Source organism: Leptolyngbya sp. ST-U4, from assembly GCF_039962215.1.
Lineage (GTDB): Bacteria > Cyanobacteriota > Cyanobacteriia > Elainellales > Elainellaceae > Leptolyngbya_A.
Map to the genome: position 1 here is coordinate 442752 of NZ_JAMPKZ010000002.1, position 12490 is coordinate 455241.

The following is a 12490-nucleotide window of genomic DNA, read 5'->3' on the forward strand; positions in this document are numbered from 1 at the left end:
TTATTTACAGCTTAATCAGCAAATTGAGTCTGTCAATCCGGCGGATGGATGAAGGAATGGGGAGATAAGGGGAGGGGTCAGGAGTCAGGGAAAAGGATGTTATAGGACTTGGTTTTGGTGGATGCATTCAGCGTAGTAGTGTGCGCTAGCTTTTGGGATACGTCGCTGAGTAGGGTAATCAACGTAGACAATGCCAAAGCGACGATCGTATCCCCACGCCCATTCAAAGTTATCCATTAAGCTCCAAACAAAGTAGCCTTTGAGCGGATAGCCTTCTTGGGTGGCGCGGTGGGCGGCTTTAAGATATTGGCGCAGGTAAAAGATTCGATCGCTGTCCATCACTTCGCCCGACTGCACCTGATCCTCTGCAGCGCAGCCATTCTCGGTAATCAAAATCGGCAGGTTGGGTCGGTTAAGAGTTTCGCTGATGTGACGCACGCCCCAGTAAATGGCGTCGGGAACGATTTGCAGCCAGGGCATATTCATTCGCGGATAACTATGAGGGAAGGGCAAAATTTCAAAGCCGGGAGCCCGATCGATCGCCCGCACATAGCTTCCCGTGTACACATTAAAGCCAAGCTGATCAATGGGCTGATGAATGATTTGCAGATCGCCCGATTGAATCCGAGGCGCATTTTTGCCTAACTGCCGTAGAAACTCAGGGTGATACGCTCCGGTGAGAGCCGGATACAGAATGCCACCATTTTGCCAGCAAAAGGGAAGAGCGGCCTGGGCAGCGGCGATGTGTTCGGGCGTTTCCATTAAGGGAACCGACACGGCAAAATTGTCTACCAGCGACACGCTACAGGGTACAGGGGAAGCTGATCGAATTGCCTGACAAGCCATACCGTGAGCAAGCAGCGCGTGATGGGAAGTTTGCCAGACTTCTTGCTGAGTTTTAACGATCGTTCCCGGTGCATGGGGCGGCACTTGTTTTATGCCATAGCCCAGGTGCGTGAAGCAGGGAATTTCGTTGAGCGTGATCCAATGGGTAATGCGATCGCCCAATCGCTCCACGGTTGCAGACACGTAATCCGCAAAATCTTGGGCAATCTCGCGGCTGCGCCAGGAACCATACAGATCTTCTAACCTTTGGGGGCTGTCCCAGTGAAACAGGGTGGCGTACGGCGTAATACCGTGTTCCAGCAGGCAGTCTACCAGTCGGCGATAAAAATCTACTCCTGCCTCGTTGACGGCTCCCCGTCCGTCCGGCATAACACGACACCAAGAAATGCTGAAGCGATAATGCTTGATTCCCAGCTCTGCCAGCAGCTTGATATCTTCCCGATAGCGATGATAGTGATCGCAGGCAGGTTCTCCGCTGTTGCCATTCAGCACCCGTCCCACGATCGCGCTAAACGTATCCCAGACGCTTGGCTTGCGCCCATCGATCGCTGTGGCTCCCTCAATCTGATAAGCCGCCGTTGCCGCACCCCAAAGAAACTCATTGGGAAATTGATACTTTACGGTCATGCTAAACTGCTCCCGTTTTATAAAAAATATCCCCAGAACGAGGTTCGATCGCCGCGACAGCCGCTAGAGTAGGTCTAGTCATCATTCTCTACTGTCAACTGGGTTACAGCCATGACTTTATACGAACTGGATCTCGATCCCGCAGCAAATGCGGCTGGCGGAGAAGACACTGCCGTTACGCTGAACTATATCGAGGTCATCGAAACGGTGATTGCCAGCTTGCAGCAAGATAACAGCGCGATGGTGAACCATACCGAGGGTGGTGGGTATCTGTGGAAGTTTAAGTATGGCAGCGTTGAAGTCTTTGTGCAGCTTCCCGGCACGTCTGAAGAAGACATTCTCACCGTCTGGTCAACCGTGCTGAAACTGCCTGTCAACAACGAAGCGGGTCTGCTGCGAAGGCTGATGGAAATGAACTGGGGCAATACCTTTGAAGCCCGGTTTGCCATCTCGGAAGATCAGGTTGTAATCTGTGCCCGCCGTACGCTAGCAGAACTGTCTCCTGGTGAGATCTCGCGGAATATTACGATCGTCGCTACCCTGGCTGATGACAACGACGAGGCTCTGCAAGCCGAATTTAACGCTGCCTGAGCGCTTCTAAGCATTCCGTAGGATGGGTCAACGCAGCGTCAGGCATTCTCCCTTAGCCCCTGCCTCCATGCGTTACGGTTTTTCGCCTCCCTATCCTACGAAGCATTACCGAAACTGTCTCACCCCCATTCAGTTTACTTTTTCCGATCGTTCTGGGAATGCTCAACATCGTAGGATAGTCAGTTGAATCTGCTAAAGGAGCCTCTGCGATGCCAAGAACGCCCAACGAATTTGCGGTGCACATTTTGATGGAAGGGGGACATCGCGAAGAAGTGCGGTTTCCCACGATTCAGGACTTCCAGAAGTGGTATAGCGGGGAACTTGTGCCCAAGTCCGGCTCCAGCGATTTTATCAATGTGCCCATCAAAAACATTCAAGGCGAATATATGGTGGTGCGTCCTTCTCGGGTGATTGCGCTGCGCGTCGAGCCTGTCTTCTTTGGAAGTGTTGACCGCGATTTCTAAATTCGTTTTGAGATGGATTGATCTAAAGGTTGATGAGGCGATCGCTCACCCAGTTACTTCGCAAAGGAAACGGCTTTGCATTGCTCCTGTTTTGCCTCGGCTTGCTGCTGAGCCTGCTGCTGGGGCTACGGGTTTTGCCTGCCCAAACGCAGCCTGTTACTCCACCCGTTTCCTCGCCATCCGTTCCGCCGCCCACGAATCCCGTTCAGATTATTCCTTTAAACTCGGTTGAGTCGGCTCCGATCGAGGGTGAAGTCGGGATCGATCGCCAGATCTGGGGAACTGGGGGAATCGCCGCCGATCGCCGGGCACTGCTGCAAGCGATCGACCACTCGCTGACTTATCTCGATACGCCTCAGGCAGAAACGGCTTATGCCAATTATGCGATTTCAGAATTCACTCGCGATCGGGTTCGGCGCAGTCTGATTCGATTTCGGCAGTTGGTTCGCACAGTGCGATCGCCCGAAGCATTGCAGGCAGCCGTCCGGCGCGAGTTTGATCTGTATCAGTCGATCGGCTCAGACGGTCAGGGTTTAGTTAAATTCACGGGATATTTTGAGCCTGTGTATGAAGCGAGCCGAGTGCAGACTGCTGAATTTCGCTATCCGCTTTATGCGCTGCCGCCGGATTTAGCTCAGTGGACGCGACCTCATCCTACCCGTCGTCAGCTTGAGGGAATGGATGGACTGCAAGGGAGCCAGGGAAGGCTACGCGGATTGGAGTTGGTTTGGCTGCGCGATCGACTAGAGGCATATCTGGTGCAGATTCAGGGATCGGCTCAGCTTCAGCTTACCGATGAAACGCGAATCAGTATTGGCTATGCGGGACGCACCGATTATCCTTATGTCAGCATTGGGCGCGAACTAATCAACGCAGGTAAGATTCAGCCGGAGAATCTCAGCTTGCCGATCGTGATTCAGTATTTTCGCGACCATCCGACGGAATTAAGCGAATACCTGCCGCGCAACGATCGCTTTATTTTCTTCAAAGAAACGACGGGAACTCCGGCAACGGGCAGTCTTCGCGTACCTGTTACTGCCGATCGATCGATCGCGACGGATAAATCTTTGATGCCGCCCGGTGCGCTGGCTTTGATTCATACCGAGATTCCGCTTGCCAATGCTCAACGGCAAATTGTGCCCCAAACGGTGAGCCGCTATGTGTTGGATCAGGATACGGGCGGAGCAATTCAGGGTGCAGGACGGGTGGATATTTTTATGGGAACGGGACAGCTGGCAGGCGATCGAGCGGGACTGACGCTGGCAGCGGGTCAGCTCTATTACCTTCTTTTGAAGGAATAGAAATCGGAGAGCGATGCCGTCAAAAGCAGTAGTACAAAGATTCCAGGCTATGATCAGGCAAAGGAATTTTTACGAACTCCTGGCTAAGATATCGATGAAGTGAACGCCTGATAACCTCCGATCGAGCGGTGAACTGCATAAAAGGATTCTATGGATGCAGATGCGTTTAAGCTAACCTTGCAAATCGTTCTTGCCGTTATTGCAGGAATCGGGGCGCAGGTTATCGCAGAATATCTCAGAGTTCCTGGCATTGTCTTGCTGCTGCTGTTTGGCATGGTGCTGGGAGCAGACGGGTTTGGGCTGCTGCATCCCAACTGGTTTGGCAACGGGCTGGAAGTCATTGTGTCGCTGTCGGTTGCGCTGATTTTGTTTGAGGGCGGACTGAACCTCAACCTGCGCGAACTGGATAAAGTGTCCGGCAGTCTGCGGAATCTGGTAACGCTAGGCGTGTTGATTACCCTCCTCGGCGGCGGCATGGCGGCTCATTGGCTGAGCGAGTTTCCCTGGACGATCGCCTTTCTTTACGCGGCCTTGGTGGTGGTGACGGGTCCAACGGTAATCAGTCCGCTGCTGAAGCAGGTCAAGGTCGATCGATCGGTTGCTGCACTGCTGGAAGGCGAAGGAGTGCTGATCGATCCAGTGGGGGCAATTTTGGCGGTCGTGGTGCTGGATATTATTCGCAGTGGGGATGCTGATCCGGTGCTGATTTTGAGCGGAATGCTGCTGCGGTTAGGCATTGGGGGTGGCATTGGGGCGATCGGCGGCTGGCTACTGGGACAAATCTTGCGACGGGCGACCCTTCTCTCGGATGATTTGAAAAATCTCGTTGTATTGGCGGGCGTCTGGGGACTTTATGGCTTGGCGCAGTTCATGCGAAGCGAGTCGGGACTGATGACGATGGTGGTGGCTGGGGTTGTCCTGGGTGCGCTTGAATTGCCTGCGGAACGCCTATTGCGGCGATTTAAGGGACAGCTTACGACGCTGGCGATCTCGGTGCTATTTGTGTTGCTGGCAGCGGATTTGTCGATCGCAAGTGTATTTGCGCTGGGCTGGGGTGCGTTGCTAACGGTCGCGGTGCTGATGTTTCTGGTGCGTCCGCTAAATGTTTGGCTCTGCACCTGGAACAGCGACCTGAACTGGCGACAAAAGCTGTTTTTGTGCTGGGTCGCGCCGAGGGGAATTGTCTCTGCTTCGGTGGCTTCGCTGTTTGCGATTCTGTTGACCGAGCGGGGCATCAACGGCGGTGACGCAATTAAAGCCCTGGTGTTTCTGACGATTCTTTCGACCGTATTTTTGCAGGGCTTGTCTGCAGGTTGGGCAGCGCGGCTTTTGGGCATTACCTCGACGCAGGCAACGGGTGCGGTGATTGTGGGCTGCAATGCGCTGAGTGTGCTGATTGCGCGATTGTTTCGCGATCGGGGCGAGTCGGTTGTTTTGATCGACACCGATGCGGATGCCTGTAAACTGGCGCAGCAGGAAGGCTTTCGGGTGTTTTCCAGCAGTGCGCTCGATACCCATGTGCTGGAGCAAGCAGGGCTCGATCGCCTCGGAACTTTCCTGGTCATGACTAACAACAGCGAAGTTAATCTGGTGCTGGCACAGCGAACCGCCGAAGAGTTTGCTCCGCCCCGCGTCCTGGCAGTGTTTCCCAGCGAGGCGCAGTCGATGCTGACCAGCGATATGAGCCGCGTTCAGCAGGCATTTACCGATCAGATCTCGCTCAAAACCTGGAATGGTTACCTGAAAGACAATGCGGTGAAATTAGGCGAAACTACGCTGCGCGAGCCTGAATTGCTGTTTCAGCAAGCACACCTTAAAGCACTGATTCGATCGGGTGATTTGATGCCGCTCCTGGTCGAACGCGACGATCGGCTTCAGGTCCTCCCTGTAGCAGAGGAATGGCAGGCGGGCGATCGGCTGATTTACCTGCTGCACGACCCGCGCCCGCAACTGCTAAAGCAACTTGCCGGGAATAACAACAAGCCGCTCGTAATTGAGAAACTGCCGGAAGTGGAAGAAATTCCCTTTAGCGTGTCACTTTAATAAGGATGAGCTTTTGGGCATGAGGACGGCTGCACCTATGCCAAATTGCTGATCGTCTGCATCGCCATGTCCATGAAAATTGCCTGGGCACTGCGTTCTGGTTCGCCTGCTTTGGGCTGTCGCTGCTTGTAGGAGCCGTCCGGCTGTAGCTCCCAGGCTTGGCGATTATCCGTCAGCAGAATGCCCAGAATTTCTTGCAGATCTTTGGCAAGCTGCGGGTCTTCGATCGGGGTAATCGCTTCTACCCGACGATCGAGGTTGCGAGGCATCCAGTCTGCGCTGCCAATGTAGACTTCTTCCTGGCCGTTATTGTGGAAGTAGAAAATTCGGGAATGCTCCAGGAAACGACCAATAATGCTGATGACGCGGATGTTTTCGCTCACGCCTTCCACACCCGGACGCAAACAGCATACACCCCGAATAATCAGATCGATCTGGACGCCGGATCGCGAGGCTTCGTAAAGGGCAGCAATAATCTGCGGATCAACCAGCGCATTCATTTTGGCGATAATCCTTCCTGGCTGTCCATTCTTGCAGTGGTCAATCTCTCGCCGAATCAGTCCCAGCATTCGATCGCGCAAATTCACCGGAGCCACCAGCAGCCGACGATACGATCGCTGATGCGAATAGCCTGTAAGGTAGTTAAACAAATCCGTCAAATCCGCGCCCAGCTCTTCCCGGCAGCTCAGGAGTCCCAAATCTGTGTAAATTCGGGCAGTGCGGTGGTTGTAGTTGCCTGTGCCGATGTGGACATAGCGACGAATCCGATCGCCTTCCTGCCGCACCACCAGCACCACTTTCGTATGCGTTTTTAGCCCCACCAGACCGTAAACGACGTGAACGCCGGATTCTTCCAGTCGCTTAGCCCATTGGATATTATTCTGTTCGTCAAACCGAGCTTTTAGTTCAACCAGCACGACCACCTGTTTGCCTTTTTCCGCCGCCGTAATCAGAGCATTCACGATCGGAGAATCTCCCGATGTGCGGTAAAGCGTCATTTTGATCGCTAATACCTGCGGATCATTGGCTGCCTGAATAATAAATCGCTGCACCGAACCCGAAAACGAATAATAAGGATGATGCACCAACAAGTCACGGCGCCGAATCACCGAAAAAATATCAGATTCATCGTGGGAACTGCTGTTGCCGGATGATCGCCCATCACCGACCGATCGCAGCCCCGGCAATACTACGGAAATACGAGGCAAATCTTTCAGTTCAGGCACGGGTAGTGACAGCAGGGACATCAAGTCTTTGAGATTCAGCAGTCCTTCCACTTCGTAAACATCGCTGTCCTCCAGCTCCATTTCCTGCATCAGCGTCGATCGAATCGAAGCCGGAATCGTGCTTTGAACTTCTAACCGCACCACTGAACCGCCCAGTCGCCGCTTGCGAAGTTCCTGTTCGATCGCTTCCAGCAGGTCTTCTGCCTCGTCTTCCTCCAGTTCCAGATCGGCATCACGGGTAATCCGAAACAGATGATATTCCTGGATATTCATTCCCGGAAATAGTGCCTCCAGGTTGTGGGCGATCACCTGCTCTAGCGGAACGCCCGTCCAGAGGCTCGGCTTACCATCCTGGTGCTGAAGCTCTGCCGGAAACACCACAAAACGCGGCAGAATTTTGGGCACTTTCACCCTGGCGAAATGCTCTCGATTAGTTTCTGGGTTTTTGACAACCACTGCCAGATTAAGGCTGAGATTAGAAATAAACGGAAACGGATGCCCCGGATCGACGGCAAGTGGAGTCAGTACGGGAAAAATTCGCCGCTCAAAAAAGTCCTGGAGGAAAAGCCGCTGTTCCTGATTGAGGTCGATGTAGTTCAGCAGGTGAATTCCTTTTTCTGCCAGTGCTGGACGCAAGACCTGCTCAAAGTGGCGATGCTGCTCCATCACCATAGGGCGCAAAACCTGAGCGATCGCCTCAAGCTGCTGCTGTGGGGTGCGTCCATCTGGGCTGAGCGAGCTAACCTGTGCCTCGACCTGCTGTTTTAGCCCGGCAACGCGCACCATGAAAAATTCGTCCAGGTTTGCGCTAAAAATCCCTGAGAATTTGAGCCGCTCCAGCAGCAGCGTGCGCTGATCAAACGCCTCCTGCAGGACACGACGATTAAACTCAAGCCAGCTTAACTCTCGATTGAAATAGAGCTGGGCTTGGTTCAGGTTGACTTCGGTGGGAGTTTCTTTCGCTTTCGGCATAGCATTCTGGGCACTAAGTACTGCTCATCCTCTCAAAAATTACCCATGAAGAAAAGTATTCTGCACAACGCCCGATCGCAGTAAGTACCTCAGGATGGACTTTGCCAATCAGCAATCCTACTCAAGCAACTTAAGCAAAACGAGGAACACGACCACGAAGCAATTTTGGGGCATCGAGCTGACTGAACTGCCCGGAAGAACTGCATCATTCAGGCAATTTGCTTGCAACCTATCCTTCTTGCTTTTCGTCCTGCTTAAAGGAATGGTTAACCTCTGTGTTCTTGCTCGATCGCAATAAAATCCGTTTCGGTTATGGCTTGTTTGGGTCTGGCTACTCCGATCGCATCTCAACCGATCACAAAGCCTTCGTAAAGCTGCCTCGGTAATAATAGGTATCTTTCGAATCTGTGTGGGAGAATTTAAGGAAATCAAGCCCTTTGATGAGGACACCTGTAAGAGGAGATGTGAAAAGGAACATCTATGAGCTGAACTGCCTCCTTAATCAAAAAGGGTGTAATATCAGCGAGGATTGCCTGGGCTGCTTAAATTCGGCAAATTGGTTTGTCGTTCTAATGCGACCGAATCCTAACAAAGACGATTTTGATGAATTTGATGAAAATGGCAATGTCTCAGGTAATTGAACGGAAACCCTCTGAATTTGAAAGCCGCTGAACTTAGCAGCAATTCAATTTAGAAGCGATTTAAAGGCGATTCAATTCAAGTCATTCTCGTTCGATTTACTGTTACTCTTTCCTTTCCCTGTCCTTGGTTCTCTGGTGTAGCTTTAGCGATACAAAGTGGTTCTTTCACGGGAGAAATTATGCAGTTTTTCCTGGTAGCCCGTTTCGCTGTTTGCATATTGTCTGGGAACTCTCGATAAAGCTGTGATTGCGCTGGTCTCTCATGAAGCATATCCTCAAGCCTGTTGGACACTGTTTAGCCACAGTTGTCATTACCTCATCGATGCTCAAGGTCTATCCTGCCTCGGTCGCCGATGCTTCTATTCCCCCTGAAGTTCCGTCGTCTACCGCTAGTGAGGAATCAGTTCAAGATTTGTCTGATCCCTTATCGGATGAATCGTTGGAGCCGTCTGCTTCTGTGGTCAGTCCTTCAGCCCCGGTGACGGTGGAGTCGATCGTCGCGCCTGAAGTGGCGGGTGTCATCGTTCCCACAACCCCGATCGCGCCTGAGCCGTCTCCACAACCTGAGCCTGCTGCGATCGCTCCCGCTCCCTCAACGCCTTCTCCTGCTTCCCCCGCTGAACCGACTTCTTCCTCAACTTTAACAACAGATTCAGCGACGACTCCCCAGTCAAAACCAAGCGGCACTTCAAAACAGGTAGTTGTCAAGCAGCCTGCTGCTCAGCCCCAAACGCTTGGGGCAATGCGCCAACAGCTTGATGAAAAGTTAGCGGCGATCGTGGCGCGAGATCAGGCAAGCCGAGAAGCTCAGCTTCAGCAAAATTTGATGCGAATTGCGCTGAATTATGCCGAAGTCGGAGCCTTTGAGCCAGCCCGCGAGGTTGCCCGCCATCCTGCCCTACCGCTTGAACTACAAACGGCACTGCTTGCCCAGATTGATCAGCTTGCGGCTCAAGTACCAGGTCAGTCAGGCACTCAGTCTTCTCCTGTTGCGGCAGCCCCATCTGCGTCTGCTCAAGCTTCTGGGAGAACGGTTCCCGGTGATGCGATCGCGTCGATGCCTGCCTATACACCCGGCTATGCGCCGATCGGTCGCGCTTTGCCAGAAACCTTTGCAATTCCGCAATGCTCGGCTGCCGATGCGCCTGCTGCTCAAGCCGCTGTTCGCCCTTCCCAGGCTAACGAGAAGAAACCGCTTCCCGGCTTTGGGAATCGAGTTGCTGCAACTCTGGCATCTGCTGTTAAGCGACCTACCGCGCAACCCGTTCGCTCTGCAGATGCGAAGTCATCGGCTGCAAAATCAACTGCCGCAGAAGCGATTGAGCAGAAATCATCGACTGCGAAGCCCATCGCCAAGCAACCGGTTGATAAACCCACCGCTGCTGAATCTGTAACTGCTTCTGAAAAGGCAGCAACTCCGGCTCAGCCTCGATCGCTTGCGGTTCGCCCCGATTTTTCTGCGGATTCACCGTCGGCTGATTTATCTAAAAATCTCAAAAATTCTACTGCTCAGGCTCGAAATCTCGATCGCTTCAACCTTCAGCCTGCATCGCCGATCGAGATCATGGGCTACTGGCTCAGTAAACCGCTAAAAGAAGCTGGAATTCGTCTGCCCTTTGTACCTGTGCACTCTCAACCAGAACCCGAAACCCAGATAGAAGTCCAGATAGAAGCCCAGATGATCGAAACGGGAGATGAAAATTCTGCGGAGTCTGCTGCGGTGCCTTCCTTGCTGTCCTCGACTTCTGAACAGTCGGCTCGATCGCTTGATTTGCTTCAGCCTGCCCTCAGCGTCAGTCCTTACCTGCTCGACCTGAAGCAGTCTTTGGCGGATTTCCAGCTTGTGGAGAAAGATGCAGTTAAGCTTTCCCCACCCGCAGTCAGCGTTACTCCCCCGCCGAAAGCCCAGACCGTCAGCCAAAAAACTGTGACTCCGCAGACGGCTCCGCTGGATTGTTTCTCGCCCCGCGCCGAATCCACTAGTCTCACGGTTTCGCCTGCTCTAGCAAGACAAATGGGATGGGGAAATTTAGTCTTTCCGTTGCCAATTCCAGCCGTGCTGACTTCGGCATTTGGCTGGCGAATTCATCCCATTTCGGGCGATCGTCGCTTTCATGCAGGCGTTGATCTGGGTGCGCCGATGGGAACTCCAGTGGTGGCGGCAATGGCAGGGCGCATCGTGGCAGCAGATTATATGGGCGGCTATGGATTAGCGGTAATTGTCGAAACAGCAGCCGGAAGCTACCGCAACCTCTACGCTCACCTTTCAGGAATTGCCGTTCGTCCTGGAGCGATCGTTCAGCAGGGCAGCGTCGTGGGCTGGGTCGGCAGTACAGGTAACTCTACTGGACCGCACCTGCATTTTGAAACTCATATTCCAACCGAGAACGGCTGGACGGCGATCGATCCGCTTTCTGCTACGGCAAAGACGATCGCGAGCCGGGAACTGGGGCAGGGGGGAGGCGAGTGATGAGGTAAGGTAGGCCGATGAGTGGATGGGTAGGTGGAGCTTCTCAAGGAATGGGGTTTTGAAGGCAATAGCGTTTTATTTCTCTTTTGCCTTGGTCACTTACCCCCGACCTGAGTTAGCACAGATTTAACATGGACAAACCAAGGGCATCTTTATCCACCCGCTTACCCCTCCACCCCTTCCCTGATCTACCCGTGATCTACCCATCAATCCACACTCTTCTCCCGATTGACAGAGTGCTTCTTTATACACTTAGTTAAGATTGAATGAGACAGATGAATTATCTCCGGTTACGGGGGTGCGCTACCGCGTTTGAGTATATAAGCCCTTAACTCATTGTGCGGAGCAACTGTATATGAGCAGTGTTTGTTCAAGTCGTGTTCGTTCTAGTCATGGTATCCTCACTGCCGTTCTAGTGGCAAGTACTGTTTTTTCTGCCATGACTTTGCCCCTGGTGATGCAGCAGCCAATTCCGGTGCTGATGGATTTTCCGCCTCAGTGGAGTGAGACCCCGCCTTCGCGAATGGATCGCGAAACGAGAAACAGTATTATTCGCTATTTGGGGATTGCGATCGTTTCTAGCGTAGGAAGCGGTCTGGGTGCAGTCGAACTGTTGAGGCGGAAATATCGGGCAAAGCAGCGGCTCCAACAGGCAGGATCGGGATTGCAAGAAGGAATTGTTTTACCGGATCGCGCTCTGGAGCCTGCATATGTGCCGTTCATGCCTGTTGCTGAACCCAATTCCTTTTTTGCAGAACCTGCTCAATCGAGTGTTAGCTCTGTCGCCTCTGAAGAACTGCTTGTTTCGCAGAGTGCTGCTTCAGAGTCTCCGATCGAACCCTCGGGTTTTATTGCTGAAAGCTAAACCGTGGAGAGCTAAGTTCCGCAGCTGCCAAATCTGCATTACGTGTTCGCTTGGTTGTGAGTCGCTCGATCGCATTTAAGCTATCGATTCGCTTCAATTTGTCATGCTTTAATCTACCACTGCTGTCACTGCTGTCACTGCTGCCATTTGAGCGCAGGCAAAAGGAGAGCGGGCACTGTCTCTGCGTTTGGAGATAACCTTGCGCCTGGTCTTCATGCGCTGGCAATGTGCTTTATCCATTAGAGTTGTCGGGAAATAAGAACAGAGCTAGCCAATGCGACCTTTCAAGTTCTTCCTATGCCGCAGTCAGGTAGAAGTTCCATAATCCTGCTGCGGTTAGCATAAGGTGATCATCAAACTCCGCTTTTCGATTGCGATAGATAGCGCTCACCGCATTGTAACGCTTGACTCCAGCAAACGCATTTTCACAGACCACTCGCGATT

General features: G+C 52.8%; 7 protein-coding genes and 2 pseudogenes. 6 read left to right on the forward strand and 3 right to left on the reverse strand.

Annotated elements, in window-relative coordinates; all coding sequences use genetic code 11:
• Positions 1-99: 99 nt before the first annotated feature.
• Complete coding sequence (locus tag NDA02_RS07445; RefSeq protein ID WP_190793028.1) at positions 100-1473, reverse strand: GH1 family beta-glucosidase; 1374 nt, start codon at positions 1471-1473, stop codon at positions 100-102.
• A 111-nt stretch (positions 1474-1584) separates the two neighbouring features.
• On the opposite strand from NDA02_RS07445, the gene NDA02_RS07450 reads away from it, so the two are divergent.
• The 4 genes from NDA02_RS07450 (at position 1585) to NDA02_RS07465 (ending at position 5872) form a co-directional block, all read left to right on the forward strand.
• A complete protein-coding gene (locus NDA02_RS07450; RefSeq protein ID WP_190793027.1) occupies positions 1585-2064 on the forward strand; it encodes a YbjN domain-containing protein in 480 nt (159 codons plus the stop codon).
• Positions 2065-2273: 209 nt separating this feature from the next.
• Positions 2274-2528 carry a hypothetical protein gene (locus tag NDA02_RS07455; RefSeq protein WP_190793026.1) on the forward strand — a complete coding sequence of 85 codons (255 nt, stop codon included), beginning with the start codon at positions 2274-2276 and terminating at the stop codon, positions 2526-2528.
• A 32-nt stretch (positions 2529-2560) separates the two neighbouring features.
• Positions 2561-3829: a murein transglycosylase A gene (locus NDA02_RS07460; protein WP_348254722.1), complete on the forward strand. Its 1269-nt coding sequence runs from the start codon at positions 2561-2563 to the stop codon at positions 3827-3829.
• A gap of 150 nt (positions 3830-3979) precedes the next feature.
• Positions 3980-5872 (forward strand): sodium:proton antiporter, encoded by a 1893-nt coding sequence (locus tag NDA02_RS07465; RefSeq protein ID WP_190793024.1) that lies wholly within the window; start codon positions 3980-3982, stop codon positions 5870-5872.
• A 35-nt stretch (positions 5873-5907) separates the two neighbouring features.
• Here the strand turns inward: NDA02_RS07465 and ppk1 are convergent, their stop codons facing one another.
• A complete protein-coding gene (ppk1, locus tag NDA02_RS07470) occupies positions 5908-8070 on the reverse strand; it encodes a polyphosphate kinase 1 (RefSeq protein WP_348254723.1) in 2163 nt (720 codons plus the stop codon).
• 2667 nt (positions 8071-10737) lie between these two features.
• On the opposite strand from ppk1, the pseudogene NDA02_RS07475 reads away from it, so the two are divergent.
• Both NDA02_RS07475 and NDA02_RS07480 read left to right on the forward strand, forming a co-directional pair.
• A pseudogene (locus NDA02_RS07475) lies at positions 10738-11181 on the forward strand (M23 family metallopeptidase); the annotation flags it as partial.
• 415 nt (positions 11182-11596) lie between these two features.
• Entirely contained in the window at positions 11597-12046 is a 450-nt protein-coding gene (locus NDA02_RS07480; RefSeq protein ID WP_348254724.1) for a hypothetical protein, read from the forward strand.
• A gap of 295 nt (positions 12047-12341) precedes the next feature.
• On the opposite strand, the pseudogene NDA02_RS07485 reads toward NDA02_RS07480, so the two are convergent.
• Positions 12342-12490: pseudogene (locus NDA02_RS07485) on the reverse strand (IS5/IS1182 family transposase); the annotation flags it as partial.

Bases quoted from the DNA above. Each gene is read 5' to 3' on its own strand.
- NDA02_RS07465 (WP_190793024.1), top strand. From the start codon at position 3,980: ATGGATGCAGATGCGTTTAAGCTAACCTTGCAAATCGTTCTTGCCGTT.
- ppk1 (WP_348254723.1), bottom strand. From the start codon at position 8,070: ATGCCGAAAGCGAAAGAAACTCCCACCGAAGTCAACCTGAACCAAGCC.
- NDA02_RS07460 (WP_348254722.1), top strand. From the start codon at position 2,561: ATGAGGCGATCGCTCACCCAGTTACTTCGCAAAGGAAACGGCTTTGCA.
- NDA02_RS07455 (WP_190793026.1), top strand. From the start codon at position 2,274: ATGCCAAGAACGCCCAACGAATTTGCGGTGCACATTTTGATGGAAGGG.
- NDA02_RS07450 (WP_190793027.1), top strand. From the start codon at position 1,585: ATGACTTTATACGAACTGGATCTCGATCCCGCAGCAAATGCGGCTGGC.
- NDA02_RS07445 (WP_190793028.1), bottom strand. From the start codon at position 1,473: ATGACCGTAAAGTATCAATTTCCCAATGAGTTTCTTTGGGGTGCGGCA.